General features: G+C 65.6%; 8 protein-coding genes and 1 tRNA gene. 8 read left to right on the top strand and 1 reads right to left on the bottom strand.

Features of this window, described 5'->3' with window-relative positions; genetic code table 11:
- Positions 1-163 precede the first annotated feature (163 nt).
- The 8 genes from LCI23_RS16250 to LCI23_RS16215 all read left to right on the top strand — a co-directional run bounded on the left by LCI23_RS16250 (position 164) and on the right by LCI23_RS16215 (position 11,409).
- Positions 164-2,938 (top strand): pitrilysin family protein, encoded by a 2,775-nt coding sequence (locus LCI23_RS16250; protein ID WP_224947492.1) that lies wholly within the window; start codon positions 164-166, stop codon positions 2,936-2,938.
- Between the two features lie 147 nt (positions 2,939-3,085).
- Entirely contained in the window at positions 3,086-4,315 is a 1,230-nt protein-coding gene (locus LCI23_RS16245) for a putative DNA modification/repair radical SAM protein (RefSeq protein WP_224947491.1), read from the top strand.
- Complete coding sequence (locus tag LCI23_RS16240) at positions 4,312-5,811, top strand: UdgX family uracil-DNA binding protein (protein ID WP_224947490.1); 1,500 nt, start codon at positions 4,312-4,314, stop codon at positions 5,809-5,811. Before LCI23_RS16245 ends, LCI23_RS16240 begins: the two co-directional genes overlap by 4 nt.
- Before the next feature lie 195 nt (positions 5,812-6,006).
- Positions 6,007-6,792 (top strand): TorF family putative porin, encoded by a 786-nt coding sequence (locus tag LCI23_RS16235; RefSeq protein ID WP_224947489.1) that lies wholly within the window; start codon positions 6,007-6,009, stop codon positions 6,790-6,792.
- Between the two features lie 14 nt (positions 6,793-6,806).
- Positions 6,807-8,834, top strand: a complete 2,028-nt coding sequence (locus LCI23_RS16230) for a methyl-accepting chemotaxis protein (RefSeq protein WP_224947488.1) — start codon at positions 6,807-6,809, stop codon at positions 8,832-8,834.
- 173 nt (positions 8,835-9,007) lie between these two features.
- Complete coding sequence (locus LCI23_RS16225) at positions 9,008-10,090, top strand: sugar-transfer associated ATP-grasp domain-containing protein (RefSeq protein ID WP_224947487.1); 1,083 nt, start codon at positions 9,008-9,010, stop codon at positions 10,088-10,090.
- Positions 10,091-10,198: 108 nt separating this feature from the next.
- Positions 10,199-11,233 (top strand): TraB/GumN family protein, encoded by a 1,035-nt coding sequence (locus tag LCI23_RS16220; RefSeq protein WP_224947486.1) that lies wholly within the window; start codon positions 10,199-10,201, stop codon positions 11,231-11,233.
- Between the two features lie 102 nt (positions 11,234-11,335).
- Positions 11,336-11,409 (top strand) — tRNA-Gly (locus LCI23_RS16215).
- Between the two features lie 536 nt (positions 11,410-11,945).
- On the opposite strand, the gene LCI23_RS16210 is transcribed toward LCI23_RS16215, so the two are convergent.
- Positions 11,946-13,013, bottom strand: a complete 1,068-nt coding sequence (locus tag LCI23_RS16210) for an acyltransferase (RefSeq protein WP_224947485.1) — start codon at positions 13,011-13,013, stop codon at positions 11,946-11,948.
- Positions 13,014-13,039 lie beyond the last annotated feature (26 nt).

Raw genomic sequence — 13,039 nt, 5'->3', positions numbered from 1 at the left:
AACGCGTGGGCGGCATAGCCGCCCCACCCTACGTATGTATCCATTTCCTCTGGCGTGAGCCCAGCGATTCCTGTAGGGTGGGCGGCTATGCCGCCCACGCGCGTTCAAGCTGCGCATGCGCGGCCAGGACCCATACCTACAACAACCTTGTCCCCGAGACGCCATGAAAAAACTCGCCATCCCCCTCCTGCTCGGCCTCGCCGCCGCGGCAGCGCTGCCCGCCCACGCCGCCGCGCCGGCCGCCGGCACCCAGGCCAGCGCAGCCTTCAAGTTCGACCGCAAGGCCTACAGCATCGCCCACAAGAAATTCGTGCTGCCCAATGGCCTGACCCTGCTGGTCCACACCGACCACAGCGTGCCGGTGGTCGGCGTGAACATGTGGTACCACGTCGGTTCGCGTAACGAGAAGCGCGGCAAGACCGGCTTCGCCCACCTGTTCGAGCACTTCTTCTTCAACGGTTCCGAGAACTACCCGCACGGCTTCCGCGAGGCGATGGACGACCTCGGCGCGAACAACCGCAACGGCACCACCAACACCGACCGCACCAACTTCTTCGAGGACGTGCCGGTATCGGCGCTGGAGCGCACCCTGTTCCTGGAATCGGACCGCATGGGCTTCCTCGGCAACTACATCTCGCAGGCGATGCTCGAGCGCGAGCGCGGCGTGGTGCAGAACGAGAAGCGCCAGGGCGAGAACCAGCCCTATGGCCGCGTGTGGCAGGAAATCTCGGCCAAGATGTACCCGTACTCGCACCCGTACTCATGGTCGCCGATCGGCAGCATGGAAGACCTGCAGGCCGCCTCGCTGGACGACATCAAGGAGTGGTACCGCACCTATTACGGCCCGAACAACGCGGTGATCTCGCTGGCCGGCGACATCACGCCGGAGCGCGCCTATGAACTGGTGAACAAGTACTTCGGCGCGATCCCGCCGGGCCCGGCGCTGCCGCGCACCGAAAAATGGATCCCGCAGCTGGACCGCAACATCCGCGACGAGATGGAAGACCAGGTACCGCAAGTGCGCGTGTACCGCGCCTGGCACGTCGGTTCCTGGAAGGATGCCGACACCCAGCACCTGAACCTGCTGGCCGGCGTGCTGAGCGGCTCGAAGAGCGCGCGCCTGACCAAGCGCCTGGTCTACGACAAGGGCATCGCCACCAGCGTGAACGCCTCGGTCAACGACGGTGAACTGGGCGGCACCTTCAACCTGGTCGCCACCGTCAAGCCGGGCGTCGATCCGCTCGAGGTCGAGCGCGAGATGGAGCGCGTGCTGGCCGAGCTGATGGAGAAAGGCCCGACCCAGGCCGAGCTGCAGCGCGTGAAGACGAGCGAGCTGGCCGGCTTCTCGCGCAGCCTGGAGCGCCTGGGCGGCTTCGGCGGCCGTTCCGACGTGCTGGCCGAAAGCATGACCTATGGCGGCAAGCCGGACGCCTACCTCGACCGCCTCGAACTGTATGCCACCGGCACCCCGGCCGACGTCAAGGCGGCCGCCAACCGCTGGCTGCGCGCCAGCCACTACACGATGACGGTGCGCCCGGCGCCCAAGCTGGCCGCCACCAAGTCGACCCTGGACCGCAAGGTCCTCCCTGGCCTGGGCGACGCGCCCGATGTCAAGTTCCCGGTGCTGCAGCGCGCCCAGCTCAAGAATGGCCTGAAGGTGGTGCTGCTCGAGCGCCACTCGGCCCCGATCTTCAACGCTTCGCTGGCGATCGACGCCGGCGCCGCCTCGGATTCCGCCGCCAAGGCCGGCATCGCCTCGCTGGCGCTCGACCTGCTCGACAAGGGCACGAAGCAGCGCGACGCCTTCGCGCTGTCGGACGCGCTGGAAAACCTGGGCGCCCGCCTGTACACCGGCAACGGCCAGGACATGTCCTATGTGCGCCTGCAGGGCACCAGCGCCAACCTGGCGCCTTCGCTGGCGCTGATGGCCGAAGCGGCATTGAGCCCGAGCTTCCCGCAGGACCAGTTCACGCTGTCGAAGAGCCGCCGCCTGGCCGGCATCGGCCAGGAAAAGGCGCAGCCGAACAGCCTGGCGCTGCGCCTCGTGCCTGCGCTGCTGTACGGCGCCGGGCACGCCTACGGCAAGCCGGCCAGCGGCTTCGAGGGCAGCGTGCAGTCGCTCACCCGCGACGACCTGGCCGCCTGGCACGCCACCTGGTTCAAGCCGGGCAGCGCCACCATCGTGGTGGCCGGCGACACCAGCATGGACAAGCTGCTGCCGGCGCTGGAAGCGAGCTTCGGCAAGTGGCAGCCGGGCACCGCCCCGGCCAAGGGGATGGCCACCGTGGCGCCGACCCGCGGCAAGCGCCTGATCCTGGTGGACAAGCCGGACGCGCCGCAGTCGACCATCGTCGCCGCCCACGTGTCGCAGGCCTATGGCCAGCCCGAGGACCTGGCGATGGAACCGGTGATGGCCAACTTCGGCGGCATCGCGACCTCGCGCCTGAACCGCAACCTGCGCCTCGACAAGCACTGGAGCTACGGCACCCAGGCACGCCTGAACGATGTGCGCGGCCAGCGTCCGTTCTACATCATCGCGCCGGTGCAGACCGACAAGACAGTGGAGGCGATGCGCGAAGTCCAGAAGGAACTGCGCGGTGTGGCCGGCGAGCGTCCGCTGGTGGGCCTTGAATACGAGAGCATCATGCGCAACATGACGGCGCGCCTGCCGGGCCGCTTCGGCACCCTGGACGCGCTCGAATCGGCGGCCCTGTCGACGGTCAACTTCGGCCTGGCGGATGACTACTGGAGCAAGTACGCCGCGAACGTGCGCGCGCTCACGCCGCAGCAGCTGGGCGCCGCTTCCGGCAAGTTCATCAAGCCGGACGAAGCGGTGTGGATGGTGATCGGCGACCTGCGCAAGATCGAGGCCGGCGTGCGTTCGCTCGGCTGGGGCGAAGTCACCGTGGTGGATGCCGACGGCAAGCCGCTGCGTTGAGGTGTGGGGTGGGCGGGTCATCCCGCCCACCCTGCGGGCGGCTTTGCACCGGCTTTGAACCGCCCATCCGTCCGCACGCGAGACAAGCCCACCCTGCCCTTACGGGTGCGATAGTATACTGTATGCCCATACAGTTCAACGATCGCGATGGAACTTACCGACAAGCTGGAAATCCTGGCCGACGCCGCGAAGTACGACGCGTCCTGCGCCAGCAGTGGTGCGCCGAAGCGTGGTTCCGAGGGCCTGGACGGCCTGGGGGCCACTACCGGCATGGGCATCTGCCACAGCTATACCCCCGACGGGCGTTGCGTCTCGCTGCTCAAGATCCTGCTCACCAATTTCTGCATCTACGACTGCCAGTACTGCATCAACCGGCGCAGCTCGAACGTGCCGCGCGCCCGCTTCTCGGTGGACGAAGTGGTCAGGCTCACCCAGGATTTCTACGTCCGCAACTACATCGACGGCCTGTTCCTGAGCTCGGGCATCATCCAGTCGTCCGACTACACGATGGAGCAGCTGGTGGCGGTGGCGCGCCAGCTGCGCGAAGTGCATGGCTTTCGCGGCTACATCCACCTGAAGACCATTCCCGACGCCGATCCGCTCCTGATCGCGGAGGCCGGACGCTGGGCCGACCGCCTGTCGGTCAACATCGAGCTGCCGACCCACGACAGCGTGACCCGCCTGGCACCGGAAAAAAACGTCCACACCATCAAGCTGGCGATGGGATCGATCCGGCGCAAGCTCGACGAAAAGGCCGAGGAACCCAGGGCGCCCAGCTTCGCGCCGGCCGGCCAGAGCACGCAGATGATCGTCGGCGCCGACGCCAGCGACGACCACACCATCCTGAACACGGCCGAGACCCTGTACGGCAGCTACAAGCTGAAACGGGTGTACTACTCGGCCTTCAGCCCGATCCCGCAAAGCCCGAAAAGCGTGCCGCTGGCGCCGCCGCCGCTGCTGCGCGAGCACCGCCTGTACCAGGCCGACTTCCTGCTGCGCGGCTACGGCTTCACGGCGGGCGAACTGATGCCGCAAGCGGGCAACCTGGCGCTCGACGTCGATCCCAAGCTGGGCTGGGCACTCAGCAACCGCGAGCACTTCCCGCTCGACCTGAACCGCGCCGACGAGACCATGATCGCGCGCGTGCCCGGCATCGGCATCCGCAACGCCAAGCGCATCGTCGAGCTGCGCCGCCTGCGCCGCATCCGCTGGGAAGACCTGTCGCGCCTGCGCTGCAGCATGAAGAAGCTGGCGCCCTTCATCGTCACCGCCGACTACAAGCCGGCGCAGGGAGCCGCCAGTTCGCACCTTCTGCGGCGCCACCTGGCCGATGCGCCCGAGCAGATGAACCTGTGGCCGGAGCTGCAGGCGGCATGAAGCCCGCCGCCGACGTCCCCGCCGCCACCGGCGGCCAGCCGCCGGCGCCTGACGGTTTCGCCGAATGGCGCATGGCGGCGCGCGCGCTGCTGAAAGCCGGCGTGCCACCCGAGGCGGCCGACTGGGGCAGGGCGGATGGCGGCGACCTGTTCTCGGGTGCGCCTGGCGCGGCGGGAGCGGACGATCATGGCGCCGCGCCATCATCATCGCCATCGTCACCCACTGCGCCGCCAGGACCGGCCGCGCGCATCCCGCGCGCGCTGATGGACATGCTGCAAAGCGCCGCCTGCTTCCGCGCCCCGGACCGCTGGGCCTTCCTGTACCGCGTGCTGTGGCGCTGGACGCACGGCGAGCACGACGTGCAGTCGCCCGCCGATCCGGACGGGGCGCGCCTGCATGGCATGGTCAAGGCGGTGCGCCGCGAGGAGCACGACATGCATGCGTATATCCGATTCCGCGAACGTCCGCCTGAAGCGGGCGACCCGCGCTTCGTCGCCTGGTTCGAGCCGCGCCATGACGTGCTGCCCCAGGTGGCCGAGCATTTTATCGCCCGCATGGGCAAGCGCAGCTGGATGATCGCCACCCCCGAAGCCAGCGTGCTGTGGGACGGCGCCACGCTGCACCATGCCGGCCCCCTGATGGCCGGCCCGGCCGCGCTCGAGGACCAGGGCGAAGCGCTGTGGCTCACCTATTACCGCAGCATCTTCAATCCCGCGCGCGTGAATGCCCAGCTGATGCAGAGCCACATCCCGTCGCGCTTCTGGAAGAACCTGCCGGAAGGCGCGATCGTGCCGTCGCTGGTGAGCCAGGCCGAGCTCGGGGCGCGCAAGATCGGACAGGTAGCCACGGTCGGCCGGCGCGGCGGCGCCACCATCCCGATCAGCGCCGAAGCGGCGCAGCCGGAGCGCGAGCAGCCCTCCAGGCTCGACGAATGCCGGCGCTGCGAACTGTGGCAGTACGCCACCCAGGCGGTCGGCGGCGAAGGGGAGGCACATTCGCCGATCATGATCGTGGGCGAGCAGCCGGGCGACCAGGAAGACCTGGCTGGCAAGCCCTTCGTCGGCCCGGCAGGTCAACTCCTCGACCGCGTGTTCGCCCAGGCCGGCGTCGACCGCAAGACCATTTATCTCACCAACGCGGTCAAGCACTTCAAATGGGAACCGCGCGGCAAGCGCCGCCTGCACAAGACGCCGGTGCAGCGCGAGATCGAGGCCTGCCACTACTGGCTGGAAAAGGAACTGGCCGAGGTCAGGCCCAAGGTCATCGTCGCGATGGGCGCCACTGCACTGAAATCCATCATGCGCAAGGGCACGGTCACGCTCAAGGACTTTCTCGGCAAGCCGGTGCGCGTGGACGGCTGCTGGGTGATCACGATCTACCATCCTTCGTACGTGCTGCGCGTGCCGGACGAAGCCGCCAAGCACGAGGCATTTTCAGTCATGGTGGAGGGCATGAAGCTGGCGCACGGACTGCTCGCGCAGTCCGAAGCGGATTGACACCGCTGGAGTTTGCTAATTGGCTGGGATTGTTGCACCGAGGATGCACGACGAGCAAAATCTCGTTGTCGAACAAGTCACAATCGCGTGAATATTCACATTTGTCTCGTATTATTTCCGTGCGGCATTAATTGCTGAGTTGATCGCCACGATCACGGCAAGGCGTCCTGCCTTCCCACGAACCTACGAGATACCATGATTGCGCTACTTCGCCGGCTGCTGCCGGTTCCCCTGTTGTTGCTGGCCCTGCCTGCCGTCCAGGCAGGCGGCCAGGAAACCGCCCCGGCTACCACCGTCACCGCCACGGTCACGCTCGCTTCGCAGTATGTCTCGCGCGGCATGCGCCAGAGCTGGGGCCGCCCCGCGCTGCAGGCAGGCGTCGATGTCGTCCATCCGAGCGGCTGGTCCGCCGGCACCTGGACATCCACCGTGAGCGAGCGCTTCATCGAGGGCGGCCGCGTCGAATGGGACCTGTATGGCGGCTATGCCGGAGCCCTGGGTCCGGTCGATGTCAGCCTGATGGCCATGCATTACCGCTACCCGGGCGCCCGGATCGGCGCTACCGGTACCAGATACGACTACACCGAGCTGGTACCGGGCCTGGGCTTCGGGCCATTCTATGCGAAGTATTACCGCACGGTGTCGCGCGACTTCTTCGGTATCACGGATGCGCGCGGTACCGGCTACCTCGACCTGGGCTTCAACTACGACCTGGGCAGCGGCTTCACGCTCAACCTGCATCTGGGCGACGGCCGCGTCGCGGGCGCCGGCAATGCCATCTGGGACTGGCGCGACGCGAAAGCGGGCGTTACCCGAACCTTCGACGGCGGCTGGAGCATCGCCGCCGCGTACACCCGCGCCTGGGGTGCGACCGATGCCTACGACCGCTATACCACCGGCGTGCCGCGCGCGAGCGGCGAGATCGCCGTGTCGAATCCCGCCAAGGGCACATTCGCCGTGAGCCTGGCGCGCACTTTCTGACGCAAGACGGAGACATGATGATCGACCAATCGCTACCGCGCCGCACGCGCGCTTTTTCGTTTTCCCTGACCGCCAAGGTGTGCGCCACCGCCACCGCGCTGGTCGTACTGAGCCTGGCCATTACTTCGACCTTCATCGGCATCGAGAGCAGCACCTCGTCGCAGGAAGCGGCGATGGCGCAGGCGCGCACCGCCGCCCGTGAAGCGTCGGCCGCACTGCGCGGCCGCCTGGGCGCAGGCATGGCGCAGGTGCAGGCCATGGCCACCGTGATGGGCGCCGCCCGCGGTTCCGAACAGCCGCTGGTGCGCGAACAGGTCAATGGCCTGGTCAAGGCGTCGCTACTTGCCAGCCGCGACTTCGTCGGCATGACCGTGACTTTCGAGCCCGATGCGCTGGATGGCAAGGATGCCGAATATGCTGGCAAGTCGCCGGAGTACGACGCCACCGGCCGCTTCATGCCCTACTGGATTCGCGGCGCCAATGGCGACGTGCGCGTCGAACCGATCGCCTTTGTCACGACCCCGGGCGGCAACGACTGGTACGACGTGCCAAAGGCCACCGGCAAGCAGCACTTCACCGAGCCGTACGCCTATCCGATCAACGGCAAGGAGGAGCTGATCGCCTCGCTGGCGGTGCCGATCGTCGTCGACGGCAAACCCGTGGGCGTCACCTCGGCCGACTTCATGCTGGTCGGCCTGGGCAAGATCCTCGCCGGAATGGAGCGAATCGAGGGCGGCACGCTGGCGCTGGTGTCGAACGGCGGCCTGTACGCCAGCCACGTCGATCCTGCACGCAATGGCAAGAAGGCAGACGACCTGCCGGCCGCCGCGCTCGAGGCAGTTCGCCAGGGCAAGCCCTACGAATATAGCGACCAGCGTGGCATGATCCACCTGCTGCAGCCGCTGCAGCTGCATCCGGACATGGCGCCGTGGTCGATCGCGCTGGCCTTCCCGGAAACCGTCGCCACCGCCTCGGCGCGCGCGCTGGTCGGCTATGCGCTGATGGTGTCGGTGGTGTGCGCCATCGTCGCCGGCTTCGTGATGGTCAGCGTGCTGCGGCGCCTGACCCGTCCGCTGCGCGTGCTGGCCCATGCGATGACCGACCTGTCGAACGGCAACGCCGACCTGGGGGCGCGGCTGGCCGTGCGCGGCAACGATGAACTGGCGGAAATTGCTGGCGGCTTCAACGGTTTCGTGGCCAAGATCCAGGACGTGCTGGTACGCGTGCGCAGCAGCTCCGACGCCGTGGCCATGGCCTCCAGCGAAATCCGCCAGGGCAACGCCGACCTGTCGGTGCGCACCGAGCAGCAGGCCAGCGCCCTGGAAGAAACCGCGGCGTCGATGGAAGAGCTGAACGGTACCGTGAAGCAGAACGCCGACAACGCGCGCCAGGCCAACCAGCTGGCGGAATCGGCCACCAGCATCGCCACCCGCGGCGGCGAAGTCGTGGCCAAGGTGGTCGACACCATGGCCTCGATTAGCGACTCCTCGAAGAAAGTGGTCGACATCATCGGTGTGATCGACGGCATCGCCTTCCAGACCAACATCCTCGCGCTCAACGCCGCCGTCGAAGCGGCGCGCGCTGGCGAGCAGGGCCGCGGTTTCGCAGTCGTCGCGACCGAGGTGCGCAACCTGGCGCAGCGCAGCGCCGCCGCGGCGAAGGAAATCAAAGGCCTGATCGGCGACTCGGTGGACAAGGTCAGCATGGGCGCCACGCTGGTCGAGGAGGCCGGCAAGACGATGGGGGAAGTGGTGTCCAGCGTGCGCCGCGTCAGCGACATCGTCGCCGAGATCAGCGCCGCCAGCGCGGAGCAGAGCACCGGCATCGGCCAGGTCAACCAGGCCATCGTGCAGATGGACGGCGTGACCCAGCAGAACGCGGCCCTGGTCGAGGAAGCGGCTGCCGCGGCGGAAAGCCTGCAGCAACAGGCCGCCACGCTGGTGGCGCTGGTGGGCGCATTCAGGATCGACCATGGTGACGCGCAGCCGGCCGCGCGCCTGGCCGCCCCCGCCCCGGCGCGTCTCGCCCTGCACGCAGCATGAAAGCGCGGCTGGACGCGCAGGAAGTGGCGTAGGTGCGGATCCAGCCCGGATTCGGTATGAGCTAGAAAACATCAAGCACGGTCTTGCTGGGTTATGATGCGAATCAGGCATCACCAATGCCGGCATCAGCTGGCCTTGCTGTTTTCCTTGAATCGAGCTGGAGGATCCTTAGCGTGAAACTTTCTCGTGTGATCAATGTCCTTTCGGAATATACGCGTGCCCAGCTGTACGCGGTATCGTCGATCAAGAAACCCGCCGACCTGCACCTGCTGTGGGGACCGCTGCACGCGAGGACCAAATGGGGCATCGGCGCCAAGAATTTTTCGCTCTACAGCCTGGCCGATGTCCCGCGCGCGACCTGGGACAAATACCTCGTCAACGAGCCGCTCAAGACCCGCTACGCCAGGATCACCACGCTGGAAGCGCGCAAGCTGGCCGACGACAAGGTGCTGTTCCATGACCACTGTCGCGCGCACGGCGTGGCGACCGCGCCCATCCTGGCCCTGGTGACGCCGGGCGAACGCGCCGGCACCGCCATCCCCCATGTGTACTCGCCTGCGGCGATGGCCAGACTGTTCGTGCCGGGGCGTTACTTCCTGAAGCCAAGCGATGGCTCCCACGGCAAGGGCAATTTCTCGTTGTGCGTGGATGCGGACGGCCTGCACTGGAGCGGCCGCCATGGCACCTACGAGGATTTCTTCAGCTACTGCGCCGAGATCCTGCAGCGCACCAGCGCCCTGATCGTCCAGCCCTGCCTGATGAACCACCAGGCGATCCGCGACATCACCCATGCCCGCGGCCTGTCCACCATCCGGGTCGTCACCTTCCGCAAGGGCGATGCGATCGATGTCGCGGCGGCCTGCCTGCGCATCGTGGTCGGCGACTCCGAGGTCGACAATTTCTCGCACGGGGAGAGCGGCAACCTGGTGTCGGCCATCGACGTGGAAAGCGGCCGCCTGATCACGGCGATCGGCTCGCGCTCACGCCGCTGGCCGCGCATGGTCGACGTGCCGCATCATCCGGCGTCGAAGGCGCGCATTCTCGATGTGCGGATGCCGCACTGGGACGAAGTGATCGCCCTGGTACGCAAGGCACACGGCACGATCGGCGGCCTGCATACGGTGGGCTGGGACGTAGCCATCACCACGGATGGTCCGCTGATCGTCGAAGCCAACTGGCGCTACGACGTCGATATCCTGCAGGTCGCCTACAAGAAGGGCTTCCGCGAGGTGATCGACGGCTATATCGCCACCTGAGCCCAGCCGGCGCGGGGAGTTTCATGCTTCCCGCATGAACTTCCCGGCCGCTGATGCGTTTTAAGCATTGGCTCATCTTCCACGACTAGCCTTGAGGAACTTTAACTTATGAAAGTCCTCATGCTGAACCGCCGCGCCCTTGCTGTGCTGTGCCTTTCCCTGCTGGCTGCGCCGTCCTGGGCGCAGTCGACCAACGCTGGCGACACGCCGCCGCCGGTGAGCGCTTCCGCCGAGACCGCCGAGGCTGTCCCGGAACAGATCCTGGTCGTGGCCCAGAAGCCCGGACCCGGCATGTGGAAGGTGTCGAAGGGGGAGCACGTGCTGTGGATCTTCGGCACCTACTCGCCGCTACCGACCAGGATGGCGTGGCGCTCGCACGAAGTCGAGGCGGTCATCGGGCGTTCGCAGGAATACCTGCCGCCGCCCTCCAGCAAGCTGGAAATGTCCTACTTCCAGACGGCGCTGGCGCTGCCCAGCCTGATCGGCGTCAACCGCAATCCGAACGACGCCACCCTGCGCGATGTGCTTCCGCCCGAGGTCTATGCGCGCTGGCTGCCGCTCAAGGAAAAATACCTGCCGAAGAACAAGGAGAAGGACCGTCCGCTGTTCGTGGCCTATGAACTGTTCGGCGCGGCGATGAAGCAGGCCGGCCTGATGACCGGTAACGACGTGCGCAAGCAGGTCGAGAAGATGGTCGCGCAGAAAAAACTCAAGGTAACGCCCACGCTCTACCAGCTGAAGGTGGACAATCCGCGCCAGCTGGTCCAGGAATTCAAGAAGTCCCCGCTGGAGGACGTGGCCTGTTTTTCGTACACCCTAAAGCAGCTCGAGACCGACATCGAGGCGATGCGCGTGCGCGCCCATGCCTGGGCCACGGGCGACATCGAGGTGATCCGCCGGCTCGATTTCAGCGAGCAGGAAAGCTGCAGCAATGCCATCCGCAACAGCGCCGTCCTGCGCGAGCATCCCGCCTTCCAGGGCGCGGAAGAAAAGCACCGGGCCATGTGGCTGGCCAATGCCGAAGCCGCGCTGGCCCGCAATGCGTCGACCTTCGCGGTGCTGCCGATGAAGGACCTGCTTGATCCGAAGGGGCTGATGGCAGCACTGGCGGCCAAAGGCTATACGGTAGCGCAGCCGGAGTAGGTGCAGGCATGCTACGGGGCGGTTCGGATGCGCTTGCACCGGATGCCGCGCAGTCTTGGAAATTTGTCAAAGCGCGTCAAACGCGCGTAGAATGCAGGCAACGCGGGTGTAGCTCAATGGTAGAGCAGAAGCTTCCCAAGCTTACGACGAGGGTTCGATTCCCTTCACCCGCTCCATCGGACAAGCGCACTGCTTTTCCAACTGGCTGCGGACCTCCAATCACGACTGGCCCAACATGCTCCCCGAGGGTAATCACGCCAAGACAGAAGCTGCGTTTGCCGCTTAAGCTTTACTTTTAGCGTGCTCTGGCAATTGGAGATTACCGAAGTTCCTTTGATCTCCGTAGTCGCGTCGCCGCTGGCCCAGCCGAAGGAGTATCCGGCGGGCTGCATGAATCGGCACTCCCAGGCGGAACAGTTTTGTGGCACTGGCAGCAATGCCATGTGACTCAGCAAGGTTGATGGCCAAGTCGATATGGAGGGCGGTCAAGCTGTCGGTTCGGATGCGCATTCAAGCACAGTAGCACGCTGGAGGCGTATTGAATTGAAATCGCTCCTGAATACCACATGGACCAGTTGCAACGCATGCTGACAAGCTTACCTGGTCGGCAGGGCAATCTGCTCGAGTCGATCCGGAAATGCTGGCCGAGGGGCCAATCGTGCAACGCGGTTCGACTCCGGCGCCTGTACCGGAAAACGCTCAAGTAGCTGCCTCAGGTAGGCTCGATCGCCGGCGACACTTCGGCGCTTGCACGCCGCCGCTGACGGTTTGTCCAGTATGCATTGAGCCGGATACGAAGCGGATTCTCCACCATGTAGAAGGACAGGCAGGCCAGCGCGATCGCCCCCGCCAGACCAAGCATGGTTGGCAGTCCCGCTTTCTGCACCGCCGTATAAAAAGGCTGTTGCCATAGATAGAGCGAGAAGGAGCACTTGCCGAACCAGACCAGCGCTGGATTCGACAGGAGGGTTTTGAGCAGCTCGGGCAGGCAATGCAGGTAGTTCAGTGCGATGGCCAGGAAAATGGGCGCGAAGACGATGTTGCCGCCCTTGATGCGATAGGCGGAAGTCAGGAACGCGCTCAAGATGATCAGCGTGATGACTGCGCCTGCCCACACATGCCGCGGGACGCGTGGTTCATAAAACTGACGCATCTGGCACAGCAGTGCCGAAGTCAGGAGGCCAAGCGCGGCGCACTCGCTGCGAAGGGCCCAGCGCGAAGCGCCCGACGGCGGATCACTGTAATAATAAAAACTGAACGCGATACTGGCAAGGACGCAGGCGATCAGCAGCATGCTCGCCGTACGATCGCGGCCGGTCTTTCTAGCAATAAGCGCCAGCAATGCCAGGACAACGTAGCTATGCTCTTCGACATTCAAGGACCACAGATTACCAATCGGCCAATTGCCGGCCCAGATACTGAGGTCGCTGGGCAGATAGGTACGAAGGAAGAAGACCGTCGCGAGCAGTTCATCCATCGGAACCTCATACCGCTGAGGCTGAAGATATCGCGCATACAGATACATGCACGCGATGAACAGAAGCAGGGCCGGAAGAATGCGCGAGGCGCGCCGGAAAAAGAACTCGGGGAGCCCGACTTTCTTCACGAACAATAGCTGGCCCATCAGGTAGCCCGACAGGACGAAGAACATCTGTACGCCGTACTCGCCGATCCAGCCTACCGCTGGACGTGGCCCGAAATGGCACACGAGGACGGCGATGATCGCCAGGCCGCGCCACCCATCCAGATACGGAATCTTGACCACAGGGCGATCCGACATTTGGTCCTCTTTGCAGCAATCAAATG

Source organism: Massilia sp. MS-15 (assembly GCF_020176695.1).
In the GTDB taxonomy this organism is placed as follows: Bacteria; Pseudomonadota; Gammaproteobacteria; order Burkholderiales; family Burkholderiaceae_D; genus Telluria; species Telluria hydrophila.
This window is presented reverse-complemented; position numbering and strand designations above follow the sequence as displayed.

Coding starts and splice junctions, on each gene's coding strand:
- LCI23_RS16245 (WP_224947491.1), top strand. CDS start 3,086: ATGGAACTTACCGACAAGCTGGAAATCCTGGCCGACGCCGCGAAGTAC.
- LCI23_RS16235 (WP_224947489.1), top strand. CDS start 6,007: ATGATTGCGCTACTTCGCCGGCTGCTGCCGGTTCCCCTGTTGTTGCTG.
- LCI23_RS16220 (WP_224947486.1), top strand. CDS start 10,199: ATGAAAGTCCTCATGCTGAACCGCCGCGCCCTTGCTGTGCTGTGCCTT.
- LCI23_RS16210 (WP_224947485.1), bottom strand. CDS start 13,013: ATGTCGGATCGCCCTGTGGTCAAGATTCCGTATCTGGATGGGTGGCGC.
- LCI23_RS16250 (WP_224947492.1), top strand. CDS start 164: ATGAAAAAACTCGCCATCCCCCTCCTGCTCGGCCTCGCCGCCGCGGCA.
- LCI23_RS16230 (WP_224947488.1), top strand. CDS start 6,807: ATGATGATCGACCAATCGCTACCGCGCCGCACGCGCGCTTTTTCGTTT.
- LCI23_RS16240 (WP_224947490.1), top strand. CDS start 4,312: ATGAAGCCCGCCGCCGACGTCCCCGCCGCCACCGGCGGCCAGCCGCCG.